Origin of the sequence: Chryseobacterium sp. StRB126, assembly GCF_000829375.1 — a bacterium.
Taxonomy (GTDB): Bacteria; Bacteroidota; Bacteroidia; order Flavobacteriales; family Weeksellaceae; genus Chryseobacterium.
The window spans coordinates 240,497-260,583 of record NZ_AP014624.1 but is presented as its reverse complement, the minus strand read 5'-3'; the positions used below and the strand labels follow the sequence as shown (position 1 = coordinate 260,583).

The following is a 20,087-nucleotide window of genomic DNA, read 5'->3' as shown; positions in this document are numbered from 1 at the left end:
TATTATGAAAAAAATTATTTTTAGTTATGTAGTTGGACTTTTGTCTTTCAACGCCAACGCACAGGTGGGAATCGGGACCACAAAGCCAAAATCAACGCTCGATGTGAATGGAAAAACTACTTTAAGAAAAGAACTTAGAGTAGGTGGAACTTCTACTACAGTTGGGGATGCAGGTCTTAACGGACAGGTATTAGTATCCCAGGGAGAAGGTAAATCTCCAGTTTGGAAATCATTAACGCTTACTTTTATGGAAGAAGGTCAGTATAAACTGATCAATTCCTATTTATCATCGGATCAGGTAGGAATAACAGTTCTTTCCAATACTGTGCAGGGAGATGGTGTTTCTAGAAATAGTGTCGGAGATGACATCAATGACGCTTCTAAAGGTAAATGGGTGAAAATTGATGGCCTTAAAAATACCTTTACCATTAAAAATGGTAAAAACAGACTTACGTATCAATTTCAAACCGGAATTGAAATGAAAGCTCCACAATCTACTACTTCAGAGAATGTACGCTTTGCTTGTGCTGTTTTTAGAAATAATAAGCTGGTAGCAGTGCGTCCTGATAGAGTTGCTTCCACTAATAATAGCGGAAAAGCAGGGATTCAGGATTATATTTTTACTCTTAATTATACTGAACTTAATGTTCCGGTTGGAGTACAGAATCTTGAAATTGCATGCAGAAAAATCAGTACTTCAAATGTGAATTCTCAGTTTGCTATAGGTCGTGACGTTCAAAGTTCTAATGGAGCATCCAATGCATTTACATTAGAGTCTAACATGAAGATTGATGTGATTGAGTATGTAACCTATAAATCTAATTAAAACGAACTGATGAAAAATATATTATCGACTTTATTTCTTGCCTCGGGATTAATGCTTTCTGCCCAGGTGGGTATTAATACAGAATCTCCAAAATCGAAATTAGATGTAAACGGAGATTTGAACCTAAGGGATAAAATTGCTGTACTAGATGCTACAGATAATAGTCTTTCTTTAGGAAACAATGACCAGTTATTGGTTTCTCAGGGAGAAGGATATGCTCCTATTTGGAAAACTCTTCGTATTCCTGAATATGAACCAAATAAATTTTATTTGATCTTTAATAACTCTTTTTCAGATAAAGTTGGGGTTGACTTTACATTTGGTGAACAACCTCCAGCAACAAGTACTGGTAAAGCAGCAGCTTTTGTAAAAGGAGCTAATTTTTCTACTCTTCCTACATTTAAAAAAATTGTTGATCTATCTAATAAAATTCAGGTTTTCAGCGATGAGAACAAGACGTATTTTCAGTTTGAAACTGTAGTTCAGGCCAATTTCACGGCCAATGGAACTCCTGATACCGCAATAGATTATGCCTGTGGGATTTTTGTAGATGATAAACTAATCAGCTTGAGACAGAATAATCTGAAGGCAAGTAGTGCACAGTTTACTTTCCTTACTCATAATCAAATCGGAATGGTGACAAACCTTACTAAAGGGGAGCATGATGTGAGTGTAGCATGCTCAAGAATTTCATCCTATGGAGATGCTCAAAACAGAAAACTGGCTATAGGAGTCAATACAAGTAGCAATCTTAATAAATTTATTACTCAATCATCGCTGAAAGTAGATGTATATGAAATTCCACAAGTGTTTAATCCGATTATAAAGTAAGACCAATTATGAAAAAAATATTTTTTGTTCAATTTTTATTGATTGTAGGGCTCATGGAGGCTCAGGTCGGTATTGATACTCCCAATCCTGTTAATAAGTTAGATGTAAATGGAGATATTAATGTTAGACGGGAACTAAGAACTAATGGTACAGATATATTAAAGGGATCAGCAGGGAATAGCGGAGATATCTTTCATAATAATTCTACAATGACTGCTAATGATTGGAAAAGTATAAAAATAGCAGATGGACAGGGAAGTATGTCTCTGTATTCTATTAATACAGTGTCGGATCAAACAGGGGTTGTATTTAATAGTAACGGGAACCCGATACCATATAATTTAGATGATGATTTGACAAGTAGCTGGACGGTGATCCCTCAGGCTGTTGATACATTCTCTGTAACAAATGGTTCCAATAAAGTAACATTTTCATTTCAGACTACTGCGCAAAAAGCAAACAACGGTACATCATCTGCAGGTTTTGCCTGTGGCGTTTTTGTAGATAATAAACTTAAAGCAGTGAGAGCGGATGTATTGCAGGGAGAGAGTGGGGCTTATAAGATTTTTAATCTTAATGCAACACTTGAGAATCTTATTCAAAAAAACAAGTATTCAGTTAAAGTAGCCTGTACAAACAGAACGTTAAATAATAATGTACTGGGAATAGGAACTGCTGTAGATACTGGAGCCCTTAATTCTGATATGTCACAATCTGTTTTAACAACATCAGTATTGCAGCCTTATTAATTGTCAGGCTCATATAATAAATAGGAATCTAAAAACGTTATGTTTTTAGATTTTTTTATTTATTGACTCTATTCTTTGTGAATTTGTTGATTGGAATAGTCTGTATTGTACAAAATTGAATTATATTTGAACAAATTAAAAATATATGGTAAAAAACTATTTTCTTAATGTGATTGCCGGTATTGTTCCGTTTGGTTTGCTGGCTTCACTTCATACAATACGAGAATATCGAAATCCACATTCAATTATGATGGCAACCCTCAGAATCTGAATTTTATCTATTAAAAATTATAGGTGAACTATTATTGTTAATCTTATCAGAATATAAATAATCATATAATTTTTATGCAAAAAAAAATTATATTTGTGAAAAAATAATCAATTACCAGGAAATGAAACAAATTTTCTATTTTATCTTATTAATTGCAGGCTTTTCTTCAATACATTCCTGCAAAGATTTATTGGATGAAGACGGGAATCCTCTTTTGGATCTGAATAATACAGGCGGACTGAGTGGCCCAAGAGCTTTATATAAAGAAATTACGGATAAAACTACTTTGGCAGAATATCAGTACAGCGGATTACTTGTGAACAGAGTTATCACAGACAGCGCTTCTATTACAGATATTATGTACAGCGGAGACCGAATCAGTCAAATTAATTTCAGAGGTTTTCTTGATCTTAATGGGGACGGAAAACTGGATAAAGACAGTATATCTTATGATAGACAGTTTAATTATGGAAATAACAGCCGACTGCAGTCAATTTCTGAAACCCGTTCGGTTTTCAGAAGACCACCGCCGGTTCCACCTTCCACTAAACCTGGACCTCAAACCTTATTTGCTTCAGAAAAGTACATTCATACTTTAACCTATAATGCAGGTACTTCAAAATTAGAGTCTATTGTTACAATAAAAGGTGAAGAGACTATAGGAGGTCCTATTAATTATAAAGAATATTCAAAATCAGATTTTACTTATGTGGGAGATAACGTGTCCAAAGTACTTAATGTTTCTGGACCGGTAACATCCAATAACCCAATTGTGTATGGTACTCCTACTAAAAAATATGGTTATGAATATTATGCTTATGATCAGCAGATCAGCCCGTTCACTTTATTGCCTCAGGTATATAAAATCTCAAGATTATTGGCTACTAACAATAGTATTAAAGAGAGTTTAATTCTATCTCCCAATAGCCCTAAGAGATGGTCGGTAACAGATCTTACAGCAAATATTCCACAACCTATTGTAATGAGTACAAATTATGTATATGATCTACAGACTTACATGACAAAAGGCTATGGTGTAAACTATATTTATAAACCACAATAGAAAAGTTTTTCAACAATATTTAAACTCAATCTTCCTAAGGTTGAGTTTTTTATTTTTTATCTCTTAATTTTGCAAAAAATTTCTGATGAAATATTTAATCGTTGGGCTGGGAAATAAAGGCTCAGAATATGAAAATACACGACATAATATAGGCTTTAAAGTTGCTGAAAAAATAGCTGAAAAACTAGAAGTATCATTTAATACTGCTAATTTCGGCTGGATGGCAGAAGGCAAATATAAGGGCAGAAAAGTTTTTGTTCTTAAACCAGATACCTATATGAATTTATCCGGAAATGCTGTGAGATACTGGATGCAGAAAGAAAATATTCCTTTGGAAAATGTACTGATTGTAACAGATGATCTGGCACTGCCTTTCGGAACTCTGAGACTGAAAGGTAAAGGCTCGGATGCAGGTCACAATGGGCTTAAGAATATCAATGAAGTTTTACAGACTCAGAACTACGCAAGACTTCGTTTTGGAATTTCAGCAGATTTTTCGGCAGGGCGCCAGGTAGATTATGTATTAGGAACATGGAATGAAGAAGAAACAGAAAAGCTTGCAGAAAGAATCGATACTTTTTCAAAAGCAGGTCTTTCCTTTGTATTTGCAGGAATCAACAATACAATGTCCGGATTTAACGGAAAGTAATTCGCCATTTTTCTGCTTCAGTTTTTATAAGAATAAATAAAGGCCATCGGATTTCCGATGGCCTTCTGCTATGCATTTAAATTAATTTCCAATCAATTTATCTGAGCTATGTTTTATACTTTTTTAATAAGTAGCTTAAGGCTCTTGATTATTCTATAACCAGCTTACTGCGCCGGTCTCAACATCGTAGTTAGCACCAACAATCTTAATTTTTCCTTCTTCTTCTAGCCTTTTAAGTGTTGAGCTTTGGTTACGGATGTCTTCTATAGCACTTTTTACGTTCTGGTGATTAAGTCTTTCTAAAAGAGAACTGTTTTTTGATGAACGTTCTTCATTTTCTTCAATGATGTCATTGATAATTGGGTTAAAATGATTGATAAGGTGGTTTAGGTTATCCATGCCCATCCCTTCAATCTGTGCTGCATCAAGACCTCCTTTCAGAGCTCCACATTTAGTGTGTCCTAAGACCACTATCAGTTTAGAACCTGCAACGTTACAGCCAAATTCCATAGAACCTAAAATGTCCTGATTTACAAAATTACCAGCAATTCTGATACTGAAAACGTCACCCAATCCTTGGTCGAAAATCAATTCTGCAGAAGTACGGCTGTCTATGCAGCTCAAAACTACTGCAAAAGGCCACTGTCCTTCACGGGTTGCATTTACCTGCTCCAGAAGGTCTCTGTTGGCTTTAAGGTTATTAACGAACCTTTGGTTTCCTTCCTTTAAAAATTCTAATGCTTTTTCAGGAGTAATGGTAGACTGAGTTTCGTATGTATGTGCTTTCATATAATTTTAGTTGTTTGTTGAATTGTTAAGTTTAAAATAAAATGGGTTTGAGCTTACATCGCTCTTTTGTGAGTAATCAAAATGTGAGAATCTTCGCTTCTTTCATAATCTTTGTATGAGGTTTTGAAGCCCAGAAGTTCCACATTGATGTCTTCTTCTTTTGCGCGGATGTTAGCAAAATCCTGGATCATTTCCAGTACATCTGTCGCGATATATGAAGTTTCTCTTGCGTCAATAATTACAGTAGAGTTAGATTTAATGTTTTTCAATGTTTTTTTGATGGCTGCCTTATTTAAGAATGATACTTCTTCAGCCAGTTTGATCTTGATGCCATCTGCATCATCCAGTTTTTCTCTGCTCAGATAATAAGCTCTTTTCATATTTCCCTGAAGGATATAGAATACAGAGATTGCAAGACCAATTCCAACGCCTTTTAACAAGTCTGTTGCTACAACCGCTACAACCGTTGCCACAAATGGTACAAACTGGAATTTTCCAAGATGCCAGAAATGTTTGAAGGTTGCAGGCTTTGCCAGTTTATATCCTACAAGGATTAAAACAGCAGCAAGAGTTGCCAACGGGATAAGGTTCAGAATAAAAGGAATGGTAAGTACACACACCAATAGAAGAACACCGTGGATCATCGCGGATGATTTAGAAGTAGCTCCTGCGTTGGCATTAGCAGAACTTCTCACTACTACGGAAGTCATAGGAAGTCCACCAATAAATGAACTTATTAAGTTCCCTATTCCCTGTGCCTTAAGCTCAAGATTGGTATCTGTAATTCTTCTTTGCTTATCTAATCTGTCCGAAGCCTCAATACAAAGTAATGTTTCAATAGAAGCTACAATAGCAATAGTTGCTCCCACGATCCATACTTTAGGATTGGTAAAACCTCCAAAATCCGGCATGGTAATCAGATTCTTAAAATCATCCAATGATTTCGGGACAGGTAATGATACTAAGTGCTCTGTACCAATCGCCAATGAGCTGGCTGATAATTTGAATAATTCATTTAATAATATTCCGGCAACTACTGCTACTAAAGCTCCAGGAAGCATTTTCATTCTTTTAAGAGCAGGAAATTTATCCCACGCAATGAGAATCCCAACGGATACAAGTGTTACAAGAATAGCTCCGGGATGAGTAGCTCCGAATAGTTCTGTAAAATAATTGAAATTCAAGCCATTGCTGAACAAAGATTGGTTTCCTTCATAATCCTTATCAAACCCCAGTGCGTGAGGAATTTGTTTTAAAATAATAATGATACCAATGGCTGCAAGCATTCCTTCAATAACGTTATTGGGAAAATAATTGGAAATACTACCAGCTCTTACAAAGCCTAAGATCAATTGAATTAAGCCAGCAATGATTCCGGCACATAAGAACAGTTCAAACGCTCCAAGGTCCGTAATTGCAGTTAATACAATAGCGGTAAGACCTGCTGCAGGTCCGGAAACCGATATGTTTGAATTACTAAGAAATCCTACAACAAGACCACCTACAATTCCGGAAATAACCCCGGATAATGGTGGCGCTCCAGATGCTAAAGCGATTCCTAAGCACAATGGAAGTGCTACTAAGAATACAACGAGTCCGGAAGGGAAATTCTCCTTGATTCCTCCTAATAATGATGTTTTTTTCATGATATTTTTGAAAATATTATAACCGATTGATTTATTCTTAAATAATCAATTATAAAAGATTGGAAAATTAATTTTAAAGCATAAACAGCTTATCCACTACCTGAAAAGGCATGAATAACTATAAAAAAATCTAACTACTACTTTAAAATTAAGCTTCCGGAGGCGGAGAAAATATACTAAGTAAAGGAGACAGATGAAAGGAATCATCTACCAGTACGAAAGACATAGACTGAGGTGCAGGCTCAGAAAACTTCAGATAGTCGAAAACATCTAAAGGCTTTGGAAGCGTCTTTTCGTAAACAATAAAAGAGGAGGGATGAGAGTGGGGTTCTTCTTCATTTACTATTATATTCGTTCTAAGAATGTCCCAGCCTGCCACCGCAGCAATGCTTGGCAGCGCTGTAAAATTCAGAAAAAACGTTAATACAATAATACTCCAGAATTTCATTTTACATTCTTTTTTAGAAAAACTATTTAGTCTTTCTGCTCATTACCCAATCAGAGCTGGTAAGGTTGTAGATCTTTTGGATGTCTTTTAAGATTTTCTCAAAATCAATCTCCAGATCAATAATTTTACCTGTTCTAAGGTCAAATACCCAGCCATGTACAACAGGTTGTTCTTCTAGAATATACCTTTCCTGTACGCAGGCCATTTTGATGACGTTGATACATTGTTCCTGAACATTCAGTTCAACCAATCTATCATAACGCTTATCTTCATCTTCGATAGAATCAAGTTCTGCCTGGTGTAATCTGTAAACATCACGAATATTTCTCAACCAGGGATTCAATAATCCTAAATCCTGAGGAGTCATCGCTGCTTTTACACCGCCACAGTTATAATGTCCACATACGATAATGTGTTTTACCTTAAGATGTTCTACAGCATATTGAATAACTGCGGTGGAACTCATATCTAAAGTATTCACAACATTTGCGATGTTTCTGTGAACAAAAACTTCTCCTGGTTTTGCTCCCATCAGTTCTTCAGCTGTAGCTCTACTGTCTGAACATCCTATATAAAGATAGTCAGGGTGTTGAGTTTTTGCCAGCTCTTTGAAGAAATTTGGATCTGCTGAAACCTTAGATTCTACCCATTTCTTATTGTTCTCAAAAATAACTTCGTACGATTGTGACATAATTTTAAATTTTAAAAGGTTTATAATTATTTATTTCGTTTAAATTATTTTCGAAATCAATAGATCGAATCAATAATTATGCAAAAATATACTTTTTGCAGAAAAACTCTCCACTTTTAACAAAGTTTAATATTAAAATATGCTTAAAATCATGTCTAATATTCCGATATCCTTTGCCTTAGCGTGAATAAGGGTTCTTCAATAATCCAAACGTTTAAAACTAAGATAAAATTACAAAGTATAAATCATAAAATAAAATCTGAAGATTAAAATATTTTTAAATTTTTAAATTTTTCAAAGGAATTGGGTATACCTATTGAAAATAAATAGTCATTTACTGTAGAAAAATGAATAAATTCAAACTCTGATTTTAACCCTATAATGGTAATGGCAGATTTTGATCTGGGAATATTGTATTGGGCAGGCATTTTTATCGCCTGTTTTTCATCTTTACTGATACTAGGAAAGCAGAAAAAGAAAACACAGGATTTTCTTTTAGCCATCTGGTTTTTGATAATCGGTGTTCATCTTGTTTTTTTCATATTATTACGTTCAGAAGGGTATTTAAAATATCCTTATCTCCTCGGATACGAACTGCTTTTACCCTTTATTCATGGGCCTATGCTGTATTTGTATATTTTATATGTAACGGGAAGAAATCCGGGTAAAAAGGGCTGGCTATTAAATTGGGCTCCTGTTCTGATCATTTATCTGATCCTGTTTCAGTTTCTGATGCTGTCTCCTCAAGATAGAATGACGGTTTATCAAAACAAAGGAAAAGGATATGAAATATTGAGCGATGTGATTAAAGTTTTAATGAATTTTTCAGGAGTATTGTATGTATTGCTGAGTCTTCTTGCGATCAAAAAATACAAGCAGAAAATTTCCAATCAATATTCCAATACCGAAAAGATTAACCTGAACTGGTCATACTATCTTATTACGGGAATTGCGTTGATATGGATGGCCGTTATCATAAGAAATGATATTCTTATTTTTTCAATGGTGGTTCTGTTTATTCTTGTTGCTGCTTATTTTGGCATCAGCCGTGTTGGTATTTTGGATTTGCCTATTGCTGAAAAAACAGTTGGAAATGAATTTGTAAAGTATCAGAAAAACTCTCCTGGAGATAATATTATAAAGACTGTTTATGAAAAACTGATAGCGAGAATGGCGCAAGAAAAACTGTATAAAGATCCTGACCTTAACCTGAATTATGTGGCGCAATTGCTGGATGTTCATCCAAATATATTATCCCAGGTAATTAATTCAGTGGAGAACAAAAATTTTTATGACTATATCAACCGTCAGCGGGTTGAAGAGTTTAAAAGAATAGCAAGCCTTCCTGAAAATCATAAATACACGATTCTGTCATTAGCCTTTGAAAGTGGTTTCAATTCAAAGACATCTTTTAACCGGAATTTTAAGAAATATATGAATTGTTCTCCCAGAGATTTTATAAAAAGCAAAAATCTCACTCTGGAATCGTAAGTATCAGATAATAAGTAATATAATATTGGTTTCATCTTTCATTTTGGAACAGTTGAGCCTTTCTTTATGCCCAATTTTGTAAAAAAAATCAATGGACATGAGGAAACCCTTATTTATTATCATCTGTATTTTAGCATTGCTGATTGGTGCCTATCCTTTAATTTATGCTTTTGTTGAACATAAAAATACTTTTCTGGGATCCAAATCTTTGGAAATTCTCCAAAACCAAATCTGGAAATTTGCATTCTTCGTCCATATTATTTTTGGAGGAATCTCTCTTTTTATTGGCTGGCGTCAGTTTGGCAGCAAGTTTCGAAATAAGTATCTAACACTTCACCGGATCATTGGGAAATCCTATGTTGTTTCTGTATTGATAAGTTCTGTTTCTGCTATTTACATGGGAATATATGCCAATGGAGGAATTATATCCTCTGTAGGATTTATAATGTTGGGATTTACATGGTTTATTACAACGCTAGCCGGAGTAATTCAGATTAGAAAAAGGAACGTGATAAAACACCAACAGTTTATGGTTTACAGTTATGCCTGTACCTTTGCTGCGGTAACGTTAAGACTTTGGTATCCTTTATTGCAGAGTATCAGCCATGATCCCGACAAATCCTACCTTGCGGTAGCATGGCTATGCTGGCTTCCCAACTTGTTGGTAGCTTATTGGATTAATAAAAAGAATCTTGAAATTAATTAAGATACTTTATTATTAATATATCCTTGGGTGGCGTTTTCTGCCGCGTAAATCTTGCCGGGATTTCCCATAACCATAGAATTTTCAGGAACATCAAAATTTACATATGCATTGGGTGCAATCAAAACATTGTTTCCTATGTTTACACTGCCGACAATGACGGCGTTTGGACCTATCCATACTTCATCACCAATAACAGGATAGCCTTCATTTTTACCTCTGTTCTGCTGTCCGATCGTAACACCTTGGGCAATATTACAGTTTTTACCGATTTTAGCTTTAGGGTTGATAACAAGTGTGCCCCAATGCCCCAAATACAAACCTTCTCCGATCTGTGTTTCAGGATAAATCTGGAATCCATACTTGATCTGGTAATGCCTTAAAATAAATCTCCAGAATAAGCCGGAAACAGATTTTTTCTGATGTTTCTGAGCTTTTCTGAGGATATAGAGATAATGAAGATTAGGATTGATGAATTTTTTCCAAATCCCCACTGTAGAAAGCCATTTACCGCTTTCCCTGTAAAAATCTTTCTGTATTGCTGTATATTCTGGCATAACAAAATATTTTATACATTATCAATGATTTCCTGAAGATGCGCTACTGATTTTTCAAGCACAAACGGAAGATCTGTATGAGCTATTTCCCTTTCATATTGTTTGGAAAGCTCATTGTTAGTTAAGAACTGTTTCATTCCTTCATAAATTCCGTCCTCAGAATTAGGGGTAATGAGACCTAGCTTTCCATCCTGAAGCAGGTCTTTGATTCCCGAAACATCTGTGGAAACTACAGGTTTATTCAGGATAAGAGCTTCTGCAATAATGGTGGGGAATCCTTCATGTCGGGATGACATTATATAAAAATCCGATTTTTTAAGATAGGGATAAGGATTGCTTCTGAAGCCAAGCATTTTTACCGTCTCCTGAAGTCCCAATTGATTAAGTTTTGCATGGATATTGTCAAAGTCAAATCCATCTCCAATAATGATAATCTGATGTTTCAAGCCCTCATCCATTAATCTTTTATGAACATCCAAAAGCCTGTCATAACCCTTTTGTGGATATACCGTGCCTATAGTTACAAAGGTTGGAAGATCCTTGGAAAAAGGGTAGTCGTCAATTTTAACTTCTGCTTTATGGAGTGTATCCTGAGAGTCAATAGGGTTGAAGATCTTAACAACAGCCTGTTTTTCTTTTTCAGTACGGGACAGCTTCTGCATTTCCTCTTTAAGCTTGTTGGAAATGACCAGGATTCTGTCAAATTTAAAAAACTGTCTGATTACGTCAGGAGTGTATTCTTTCAGATTAAAGATGTCATTCTGAACCCATACGATCTTTTTGGAATCCTTTTGCGGACTGGATAATACTTCTTTGTACATCCCATGAATAGCCGCAATTTCTACATCGTATTTTTTATTTTTTAATATAAACTTATAGAGAAGAGAAGGGAATATCAGGAACATTTTCTGATACAATACCCTGAATGCCTTTACAGGAATTTCATGAGGTTTATTGGTGGTAATCATTTCCCCTTTCAGGAGATAATGCAATTTTACCCAAGAAGGAACTTCTTGGATGTACATTCCTGTATAGAGGTTAATCAAAAGATCAACTTCATATTTATCTTTGGGAAGGTTTTTAAGAAAGTTGACTAGAACTTTTTCTGCACCACCATGGCGAAGGGAACCGATTCTAATGAGAATTTTCTTTTTTTCAGACATTTATTTTTTTATAGGTTTATAAGTATGAGGAAGATGCTCACTTACATAAGCTTCCAGTTTAGGTCTGTCTGCTTCGAGCTCTCTTGGATACATGACATTGTTTTTTAATGCTTTGTCACCATATTCTTCAATAGTGCAGATAAATTTTGCAGGAATTCCGGCATACACCGTTCCGTTTGGCATAGAGGAAGTTAAAATGGAACCTGCTCCCAATACACAGTTATCACCTATTTCTGAGCCGAGCATGATGATGGTGTCTGCACCAATAAAGCACTGTTTCCCAATTTTTATGCGCCCGAAAGCTCTTACATCCTTATATTTTTCGAAAAAATGTAAGGCATTATATCCGCCGTCATGATTAATGAATCTAACATTATTAGAAAGTGTTGTTTCGTCACCTATTTCAATTAAAAAAGGTTCCGTACCTAATTCGGGAACTTCTACAAAACGAACATTTTTTCCTACCTTTAATCCTTTAGCAATACAAATTTTGAGATAGATTCTCTTGATAAGGTACTGATAAGTGGTATGAATTTTTAATATGATACGATATATAAATATCATTATTCTAAATTTGTTTTTCTCATACAAAGAAAAGAATTTATATGATAAGAATTTCTAAAATAGAATATTATTTGCCCGAATTGGTTCTTACTAATATGGATTTGGAAAAGGAATTCCCAGAATGGAGTTCCGAAAGAATCCGTGAAAAAGTAGGGATTGTACAGCGTCATATTTCTTCAGAAAATGAGACAGTGCTGGACCTGGCTATACAATCATCAGAAAAGGTTTTTGAGAACTATGACAGGAGTAAAATAGACTTTATTCTTTTCTGTACCCAAAGCCCGGATTATTTCCTTCCAACCACCGCCTGTATTTTACAGGATAAGCTTGGGCTGAGAAAAAATATCGGGGCAACAGATTTCAATTTGGGGTGTTCCGGGTTTGTATATGGATTGGCTTTTGCTAAAGGGTTAATTGTTTCAGGAATTGCCAACAGCATTTTGTTAATTACTTCAGAAACGTACACCAAACATATTCATCCGAAAGATAAAGGAAACCGTTGCATATTCGGAGATGCCTCTGCCTCTGCAATTATTGAGAAAGATACCAATGTAGGCGATTATAAGTTTTGTTTGGGAACTGATGGCAGTGGAGCTGAAAATCTAATGGTTAAAAAGGGAGGTTTCAAGAGATATTTTACACTAAACCCAAATCATGAGTTTGATCCTGAGAATCTTTATATGAACGGACCTGAGATTTTTAATTTTACCATAGAAAAGATTCCGGGATTGATTAAAGAAACGATGGCTGAAAACGACCTTACCATGGATGATATTGATTATTTTGTTTTTCATCAGGCTAATTCTTTTATGCTGAATTATCTGAGACGGAAAACTAAAATTCCCACCGAAAGATTCTATATTGATATGGAAACAACGGGAAATACCGTTTCTGCAACCATTCCCATTGCCCTGAAAAATATGCAGAATAAAGGCCTGTTGAAAAGAGGAAATAAGATTTTACTGGCTGGTTTTGGAGTAGGATATTCATGGGGAGCCACTATAATTGACTTTTAATTTTCAAATCACAAATCACAAAATTTAAAATATATGAAAATTTCCGTCTTTTTAGAAAAGCTGCAAGAGGAACTAGAAGAAAAACAAACGCTGAACCAGGAAACTAAGCTAAAGGATCTGGAAAACTATGATTCTATAAGTTTACTCTCGGTTATTGCTTTTGTAGATGAAAACTTTAATCAACAGCTTGATCCGGATCAGTTTAAAAATATGGAAACCGTTTCTGATCTGATGAGTATTATTGGGCTTGAAAATTTTGAAGATGAATGATGATGGTTAGATCATCATCATTCACTTTGTTTTTGTTGGTAAAGATTCTCAAGGATCTGTTCAACGGCATTGAAGATTTTTTGATTATCAAACTGATCTTCAATAGTAAGAATATTCTTTCTGATTCTGGAGATCAATTCCGGATCGGAAAGGAATTTTTTCATGGCTTCATACATTTCGCTGGTTTCATATTTGATGAGATATCCCGTTTCGCGGTCTTTAATCATAATTCCAACATCGCCGGTATCCGTTGCAATAATCGGTTTTTGAAGGATCAATGCTTCAGCAATTACAAGTGGCCATGCTTCAGATTCGGAAGGAAGAATAAAATAATCTGCCTTTTTAATGTAAGGATATGGATTCATTTTATTGCCACATAAAATAAATGTCTTCTGAACATTATTGGTGTTGATTTGCTCTGTCAGATTTCCCATTTCTTCTCCGTTTCCAAGGATTAAGATGCTGTGATGGAAGCCTTCGTCTATCAATCTTTTGTGAGCATCAATAAGTTTGTGGTACCCTTTTCTGTGATGAAGTCTGCCTACGGAAACAAAAACGGGTCCCTGAGGGAAATTTTCTAATTTTTCTTCTGCCTTTTTCTTAATTTCTTCAATAGGGATAGCGTTGATGACAACACTTTCTGCAGGATATTTTAAATCCGGATAATACAGATGCATCATTTCTTTGATCCTTTGCGAACAATAGATCATATGGTCAAACTTTTGAAAGTTGTTTATGATCTCCGGAACAGCTGGCTGTAAGGCCGGTAAATTGATCTCGGAGTGAAACCAGCCTATTTTTTTTGAATATTTATTGCTTGAATTGTTTACAGAGGAGAAGGTAGCATAAGAGGGAGAAATCTCTATATCAAATTTTTTATTTCCTAAAATACGATCAGCAATTCTTGGATTTTTTAATATGCGCATCAGTTGTAGCCTTCTGCGGACCAGCTGGAGCTTATTGATGAAAGGATTTTTAGAAAAACTCTCTTTACCTTCAGTAAGGTAAACTTTTTTTACATGACTCGGGATTTCATTTCGAAGCTCTCCCTGATTCATGTTTAGGCATATGGTTAATTCAAATTTATCAGGATTCAGATTGTTGAGCATGCTCAATACCACTTTTTCCACCCCTCCCATTTCCATAGAGCGGTGTCTGAAAAGAACCTGTATTTTCTTGTTTTCTGACATTATCTGAAAAGTTTTTGTAAAGTAATGGCTATATTTTTTTTAATCCTGTACCAAATTCCATGCTGATATTCCAAAAGAGCAAAAATCTCCTGATGATGGGTGTATTTTTCAGGGATCTTTTTTCCGTTGATGGTGGTAAGATTTCTTCTTTTCATGGTTGCTAAGACAACCTGAGCAAAATAGTCATAAGACTTACCTTTATTATTATTCTGGGAAATACCTCCTGCATGGGCTCTGTAAAGATAATTGGTGTCATCTATGAAATAAACATCTCCTTTTTCATACATTTTTAAATACAGATCCTGATCCTCTGCAATTCTTAATTCAGTATTCATTTTTTCTGTCTGTTCATAAATATCCTTTCTGAATGTGACAAAATGATTGATCTGATTGGGATAATTGAAGAAATAAGGATCACCGTTTCTCACTTGCATTGCAGATTTAAAGGGGGCAATAGGTTTTAGGTCTTTATCGCATCCCATAAATCGGGAGTAGGTGAGTACTACCTTCTTGTTGTCTTTAAAAACCTGAACTGCCTTTTCAATAGCTGTGGGAAGTAGGGCATCATCAGGATCTACAAAGCCACAAATTTCCCCGGTAGCCAGGTCTATCAATCTGCTTTTTGTAACGCCTACCCCACTGTTCTTTTCATTTTCAAAAAAAATAAATCTTTCATCTCCTGCAATAATGGCCTTTACCAGCTCTTTTTCAGCTTCTGAAGAAGCGTCATCCACAATAACGGCTTCCCAATCGGGATAGGTTTGCTTCAGTAGAGAATCATAGCAATCTCTGAATAATGTGGCATTATTGTAATGAGCAATAAGTATGGAAAACTTCATATTGATTTATAAAGAATGTTGGCAATTAGCTTCTGTATGGTCATCATGACTAAAGGACCTGGTATTTTTATCAGTTGTCGCTGACGGATATTTCAGAAAATAAACTGAAAGAAAATTGTTCATTGAAAAATGAAATTCTGATGATAAACTGGCATTTTTCATAATAGGAATAGGGTAATGCTTTTTTTTCACTTGAGTTACACAAATATAATTTGTTTTTATATAAATGAGAAAAAAAACTTTATTTTTGCTTCATTAAAAACAACACAGTGGGTGAAATAACAAGAGTTCTCAAAACATTTATCGGGTATTTGAAAAGGCCCGATCTTTATCCGGAATTGGGCCGGAAAATTATTAAAAATACAGTCAACAGAGGTAATGCCTTTAAGGGGAAAGAAAAAACCAATTCCTGGGCAGCCGAAAGGGCAGTATCACAGAAAGAAGCCGTTTCAAAGCTTTTTGGGCTTGAAATAGATGCTTTTCGTAAAGATTATCAGAAAATTTTAGCGAATGCAGCTCAAAGAGAAAAGGAATGTCCCGTGAAAATGGGTGGTCCCGGTGCTTTGGAACTGATCTACTATGCATGTGAGTTTGCTAATGCTCAGTATGTTGTGGAAACAGGAGTTGCTTACGGATGGTCTTCATTGGCTTCCCTTTTATCATTGGTGAAAAGAAACGGAACGTTATACAGTTCGGATATGCCTTATCTGGCTCAGGATGGAGATCAGTATGTAGGATATGTGGTTCCTGAAACTCTTAGAGGCAGTTGGAAGTTATTCCGCTTTGCAGACAGGGAATCATTGCCAAAGATCTTCGCTGAAAATGCAACCTTTGATGTTCTTCACTATGATTCTGATAAGAGTTATAACGGAAGGATGTGGGCATATGGGGAGCTTTACAATCATTTGAAAAAAGGAGGTGTTTTCATCAGTGATGATATTGGTGACAATTCTTCATATCAGGATTTTTGTGAAAAAAATAATATAGAAACTACCGTAGTAGAGTACGAAGGAAAATATATTGGTGTTTTTATTAAAAGATAGAATACCCTTTTGTTCAATGATTTGATAAGAAATACTGTAAATCCTATAGATAAGATTTCTGAATAAAAAATGTGTTTATAAATTTATGATACAGTTGTTTAGACGGTTTCTATGAAGATAAGTCAGATTACATTTACCAGATTTCTTGCGGCTATGGCTATTGTCATTTCCCATTTCAATAAAGATCTGTTTTTATATAAAATCAATTATATTTCAAAAATTTTCCTGAACGCCAATGTAGGAGTCAGTTACTTCTTCATTCTTTCAGGTTTTATTATGATTGTGGCTTATCACAAAAAAGATAAGATTGAATATTTTGATTATTATAAAAACCGGTTTGCAAGGATTTATCCCTTGTATGTACTGGGGCTTCTGCTGTATTTGGTAACCAGATATTCCAGCTTCAGTATCTATAAAGGATTTTTATATTTGTTTGGGTTCCAGAGCTGGATTCCGGGTGAGGCAATGATTCTGAATTTTCCAGGCTGGTCTATTTCTGTAGAGTTTCTTTTTTACCTGTTGTTTCCTTTGCTGTATAATCATTTTTATTCTAAAGGAAATAAAAGTATCTGGGTAATCACTGTTATTATTTGGATCATAACACAGGTATTTTGCAGCTTATATTCAGACTCATCTTATTATAAAGGGCCTCATACAGAAAGCCATGAACTTCTGTATTATTTTCCACTGATGCATATCAATGAATTTCTGATGGGAAATCTGGCAGGATTATATTTCGTGAAAAACTCAGGTCAGAAGAATTATGATGTACCGGTAGTTATTATTTTCGGACTCTTATTATTGTCCTTAATTTTTGTTCCGCTGTTCTATCATAATGGACTGATGGCAATGCTCTTTATCCCTCTTATTATTTTGATATCCAAAAATAATGGGGCATTAACGAGGATATTTTCATTGAAACCTCTGGAATATTTAGGGGAAGCAAGCTATGCTGTGTATATTACCCATATCCCTGTTCTCTATATCCTGAGAGAGCTTTTAAAGTGGGGGAATTATAATTTTTCCATTGATATTGTATTCGGGATTTATATCGTAGTTCTTATTATAACCTGTATTCTGTTTTATCAATTTATTGAAAAGCCGTTAAGAGATTATCTGAAAAGGTTGAAGATCAGATAAAAATCTTTATTTTTGTAACAAAGCAACACAATTATGGAAATGAGAAAAGTTCCCGATATCTATATTCCAGATGAAAATCTGATATTGCAATCCATCTGCAAAAAAAATAATAAAAAGGTGCTAACTGCACTGGTAGAGTATCCATTGATGTTTTAATAAAAAAGTATATGTATAAAACATTTTCGGAGCTTAAAAAAGAACTTCGCAAAGATTCTGAGGGATTAAAGAACGTAAAAGTTGCCTTACTAGGAGATACTGCCACTCAGCTTTTGAATGTTGCTTTAAAAGGAACAGCTATTTCTGAAGGGATTAATCTTGAAATTTTTGAAGCCGATTTTGGACAGATATCCCGTCAGATTCTGGATCCTTCCTCGGAATACTACGAGTTTAATGCAGATTATACTATTATTTTTGAATCCTCTCACAAATTGTTGGGACAATACTATAAATCGTACCACTCACAGTCTGTTTTTGCTGAAAATAAGATCAATTATATTGATGAACTTTATCGTACCATCCAAAACAGGACAAAAAGCAGAGTCATCTATTGTAATTTTCCAGGCATTAACAACCATGTTTTTGGAAATTTTTCAAATAAAGTAGAATCTTCCTTTGTTTTTCAGCAAAATAAACTGAACTATCTTCTTTCGGCAGAATTAGCCATTAAGAATGATAATTTTTTTATTGCTGATTTGCTTTCCATTCAAGATAAATGGGGTCGGGATTTTATGTTTTCTCCCAATATTTATATCAATACGGAAATGGTTCTTTCTTTAGATGCACTCCCTATTATTGCTCATCATATGGTAAGTATCATCTCTTCTTTGGAAGGGAAATTTAAGAAATGCCTTATTTTGGATCTTGATAATACAACCTGGGGAGGAATTATTGGTGATGATGGTCTTGAAAAAATTCAAATCGGAAGCCTGGGAATCGGAAAAGCATTTACAGAGTTTCAATATTGGGTAAAAGCCCTTCAAAAAAGAGGGATTATTCTGGCTGTTTGCAGTAAGAATGATGAAGATAAAGCAAAAGAACCTTTTGAAAAACATCCGGATATGGTTCTTAAGTTGGACGATATAGCGGTATTTGTTGCTAACTGGGAGAATAAAGCAGATAATATCAGAAAAATCCAGCAGATTTTAAATATAGGATTTGATTCCATGGTTTTTCTGGATGATAATCCGTTTGAAAGAAACATTGTGAGAGAAAATCTTCCTGAAGTCTGTGTGCCGGAACTTCCAGAAGATCCAGCCGAATATCTGGAATATTTATACAGCTTAAATCTTTTTGAGACTGCAAGTTTTTCTGAGAATGATACCGAAAGAACCAAACAATATCAGGTTGAAGCACAGCGTGCCATTGCTTTGGAAAGTTTTACCAATGTGGAAGATTTTCTTGAAAGCATGAATATGGTTTCTGATGTTCAGTCTTTCAACAATTTTTCAAAGCCAAGAGTTTCTCAGCTCACGCAGCGTTCCAATCAATTTAATCTGAGAACAATAAGATATACAGAGCAGGATGTAGACCATTTAATAAAATCCGAAAATCACTTTACCATGTCCTTTACATTAGAAGATAAATATGGGGATAATGGGCTTATCTGCGTTGTTGTTATGGAAAGGAGAGATCCTGAAACTCTTTTCATTGATACATGGCTGATGAGCTGCCGTGTCCTGAAAAGAGGAATGGAAGATTTCACCCTGAATACCATTGTAGAAACCGCCAGAAATAACGGCTATAAATATGTAGTAGGAGAATATATTCCTACTGCTAAAAATCAAATGGTTGCAGATCATTATGAGAGACTTGGGTTTACCATGCAGGATGAAAGATGGATATTAGCCGTAGATGATTACACATATAAAAACGTATATATTAATAACAAGTTATAAACACATTGAAACATTATGAATAAAGATGAAATTTTAAGTAAACTGACCGGTATTTTTCGTGAAGAGCTGGATAATGATGAAATTGTACTGACTCCTGAAACCACAGCGGAAGATGTTGAAGAATGGGATTCGCTTTCTCATATTCAGTTAATTGTAGCTGTAGAAAAAGCCTTTGGAATACGTTTTACTTCATCGGAAATTAGAAGCTGGAATGATGTAGGAGAAATGATAGACTCTATAACTTCAAAATAAG

At 34.9% G+C, this 20,087-nt stretch carries 22 protein-coding genes; 13 read left to right on the top strand and 9 right to left on the bottom strand.

What is annotated here, in order from left to right:
* Nucleotides 1-4: 4 nt before the first annotated feature.
* The 5 genes from CHSO_RS01215 (at nucleotide 5) to pth (ending at nucleotide 4,389) form a co-directional block, all read left to right on the top strand.
* Nucleotides 5-826: a hypothetical protein gene (locus CHSO_RS01215; RefSeq protein WP_045491490.1), complete on the top strand. Its 822-nt coding sequence runs from the start codon at nucleotides 5-7 to the stop codon at nucleotides 824-826.
* Nucleotides 827-835: 9 nt separating this feature from the next.
* The gene (locus tag CHSO_RS01210) at nucleotides 836-1,657 is read left to right on the top strand and encodes a hypothetical protein (RefSeq protein ID WP_045491489.1); all 822 of its coding nucleotides are present in this window, start codon (nucleotides 836-838) and stop codon (nucleotides 1,655-1,657) included.
* 8 nt (nucleotides 1,658-1,665) lie between these two features.
* Nucleotides 1,666-2,406, top strand: coding sequence for a hypothetical protein (locus CHSO_RS01205; protein ID WP_045491487.1), 741 nt, complete (start codon nucleotides 1,666-1,668; stop codon nucleotides 2,404-2,406).
* A 392-nt stretch (nucleotides 2,407-2,798) separates the two neighbouring features.
* Nucleotides 2,799-3,740 (top strand): hypothetical protein, encoded by a 942-nt coding sequence (locus CHSO_RS01200; RefSeq protein ID WP_045491485.1) that lies wholly within the window; start codon nucleotides 2,799-2,801, stop codon nucleotides 3,738-3,740.
* 85 nt (nucleotides 3,741-3,825) lie between these two features.
* The gene (gene pth / locus CHSO_RS01195) at nucleotides 3,826-4,389 is read left to right on the top strand and encodes an aminoacyl-tRNA hydrolase (RefSeq protein WP_045491484.1); all 564 of its coding nucleotides are present in this window, start codon (nucleotides 3,826-3,828) and stop codon (nucleotides 4,387-4,389) included.
* Between the two features lie 153 nt (nucleotides 4,390-4,542).
* Here pth and CHSO_RS01190 read toward each other — a convergent pair whose 3' ends face one another.
* From CHSO_RS01190 to CHSO_RS01175, 4 genes are all read right to left on the bottom strand, one after another.
* On the bottom strand, nucleotides 4,543-5,178 hold the full coding sequence (locus tag CHSO_RS01190; RefSeq protein WP_045491482.1) for a carbonic anhydrase: 636 nt from the start codon (nucleotides 5,176-5,178) through the stop codon (nucleotides 4,543-4,545).
* A 53-nt stretch (nucleotides 5,179-5,231) separates the two neighbouring features.
* On the bottom strand, nucleotides 5,232-6,824 hold the full coding sequence (locus tag CHSO_RS01185) for a SulP family inorganic anion transporter (RefSeq protein ID WP_045491480.1): 1,593 nt from the start codon (nucleotides 6,822-6,824) through the stop codon (nucleotides 5,232-5,234).
* Between the two features lie 148 nt (nucleotides 6,825-6,972).
* A complete protein-coding gene (locus tag CHSO_RS01180; protein WP_045491478.1) occupies nucleotides 6,973-7,272 on the bottom strand; it encodes a hypothetical protein in 300 nt (99 codons plus the stop codon).
* A gap of 22 nt (nucleotides 7,273-7,294) precedes the next feature.
* Nucleotides 7,295-7,963 carry a carbonic anhydrase gene (locus CHSO_RS01175; protein WP_045491476.1) on the bottom strand — a complete coding sequence of 223 codons (669 nt, stop codon included), beginning with the start codon at nucleotides 7,961-7,963 and terminating at the stop codon, nucleotides 7,295-7,297.
* A 387-nt stretch (nucleotides 7,964-8,350) separates the two neighbouring features.
* Between CHSO_RS01175 and CHSO_RS01170 the strand changes: the two genes are divergently transcribed.
* Nucleotides 8,351-9,454 carry a helix-turn-helix domain-containing protein gene (locus CHSO_RS01170; RefSeq protein ID WP_045491473.1) on the top strand — a complete coding sequence of 368 codons (1,104 nt, stop codon included), beginning with the start codon at nucleotides 8,351-8,353 and terminating at the stop codon, nucleotides 9,452-9,454.
* 97 nt (nucleotides 9,455-9,551) lie between these two features.
* The gene (locus CHSO_RS01165) at nucleotides 9,552-10,160 is read left to right on the top strand and encodes a DUF2306 domain-containing protein (RefSeq protein WP_045491470.1); all 609 of its coding nucleotides are present in this window, start codon (nucleotides 9,552-9,554) and stop codon (nucleotides 10,158-10,160) included.
* Here the strand turns inward: CHSO_RS01165 and CHSO_RS01160 are convergent.
* From CHSO_RS01160 to CHSO_RS01150, 3 genes are read right to left on the bottom strand one after another with little or no spacing between them, the layout of a single operon-like run.
* On the bottom strand, nucleotides 10,157-10,714 hold the full coding sequence (locus tag CHSO_RS01160) for a serine O-acetyltransferase (protein ID WP_045491467.1): 558 nt from the start codon (nucleotides 10,712-10,714) through the stop codon (nucleotides 10,157-10,159). The two genes, CHSO_RS01165 and CHSO_RS01160, sit on opposite strands and share 4 nt — an antisense overlap.
* Nucleotides 10,715-10,725: 11 nt before the next feature.
* Nucleotides 10,726-11,877, bottom strand: a complete 1,152-nt coding sequence (locus CHSO_RS01155) for a glycosyltransferase (RefSeq protein WP_045491463.1) — start codon at nucleotides 11,875-11,877, stop codon at nucleotides 10,726-10,728.
* Entirely contained in the window at nucleotides 11,878-12,441 is a 564-nt protein-coding gene (locus CHSO_RS01150; protein WP_045491460.1) for an acyltransferase, read from the bottom strand.
* Between the two features lie 41 nt (nucleotides 12,442-12,482).
* On the opposite strand from CHSO_RS01150, the gene CHSO_RS01145 reads away from it, so the two are divergent.
* Nucleotides 12,483-13,457 carry a 3-oxoacyl-ACP synthase III family protein gene (locus CHSO_RS01145; RefSeq protein WP_045491457.1) on the top strand — a complete coding sequence of 325 codons (975 nt, stop codon included), beginning with the start codon at nucleotides 12,483-12,485 and terminating at the stop codon, nucleotides 13,455-13,457.
* A gap of 33 nt (nucleotides 13,458-13,490) precedes the next feature.
* A complete protein-coding gene (locus CHSO_RS01140; protein WP_045491450.1) occupies nucleotides 13,491-13,727 on the top strand; it encodes a phosphopantetheine-binding protein in 237 nt (78 codons plus the stop codon).
* Nucleotides 13,728-13,744: 17 nt separating this feature from the next.
* On the opposite strand, the gene CHSO_RS01135 is transcribed toward CHSO_RS01140, so the two are convergent.
* Both CHSO_RS01135 and CHSO_RS01130 read right to left on the bottom strand, forming a co-directional pair.
* A complete protein-coding gene (locus CHSO_RS01135; RefSeq protein WP_045491446.1) occupies nucleotides 13,745-14,917 on the bottom strand; it encodes a glycosyltransferase in 1,173 nt (390 codons plus the stop codon).
* Complete coding sequence (locus tag CHSO_RS01130) at nucleotides 14,917-15,756, bottom strand: glycosyltransferase family 2 protein (RefSeq protein ID WP_045491443.1); 840 nt, start codon at nucleotides 15,754-15,756, stop codon at nucleotides 14,917-14,919. The genes CHSO_RS01135 and CHSO_RS01130 overlap by 1 nt, the downstream gene beginning before the upstream one ends.
* A 269-nt stretch (nucleotides 15,757-16,025) precedes the next feature.
* Between CHSO_RS01130 and CHSO_RS01125 the strand changes: the two genes are divergently transcribed.
* From CHSO_RS01125 to CHSO_RS01110, 4 genes are all read left to right on the top strand, one after another.
* Entirely contained in the window at nucleotides 16,026-16,799 is a 774-nt protein-coding gene (locus CHSO_RS01125; RefSeq protein WP_045491440.1) for a class I SAM-dependent methyltransferase, read from the top strand.
* A gap of 111 nt (nucleotides 16,800-16,910) precedes the next feature.
* Nucleotides 16,911-17,939: an acyltransferase family protein gene (locus tag CHSO_RS25275; RefSeq protein ID WP_084220906.1), complete on the top strand. Its 1,029-nt coding sequence runs from the start codon at nucleotides 16,911-16,913 to the stop codon at nucleotides 17,937-17,939.
* A 167-nt stretch (nucleotides 17,940-18,106) separates the two neighbouring features.
* Nucleotides 18,107-19,834 (top strand): HAD-IIIC family phosphatase, encoded by a 1,728-nt coding sequence (locus CHSO_RS01115; RefSeq protein ID WP_045491437.1) that lies wholly within the window; start codon nucleotides 18,107-18,109, stop codon nucleotides 19,832-19,834.
* 15 nt (nucleotides 19,835-19,849) lie between these two features.
* Nucleotides 19,850-20,086: an acyl carrier protein gene (locus tag CHSO_RS01110; RefSeq protein ID WP_045491434.1), complete on the top strand. Its 237-nt coding sequence runs from the start codon at nucleotides 19,850-19,852 to the stop codon at nucleotides 20,084-20,086.
* Nucleotide 20,087 lies beyond the last annotated feature (1 nt).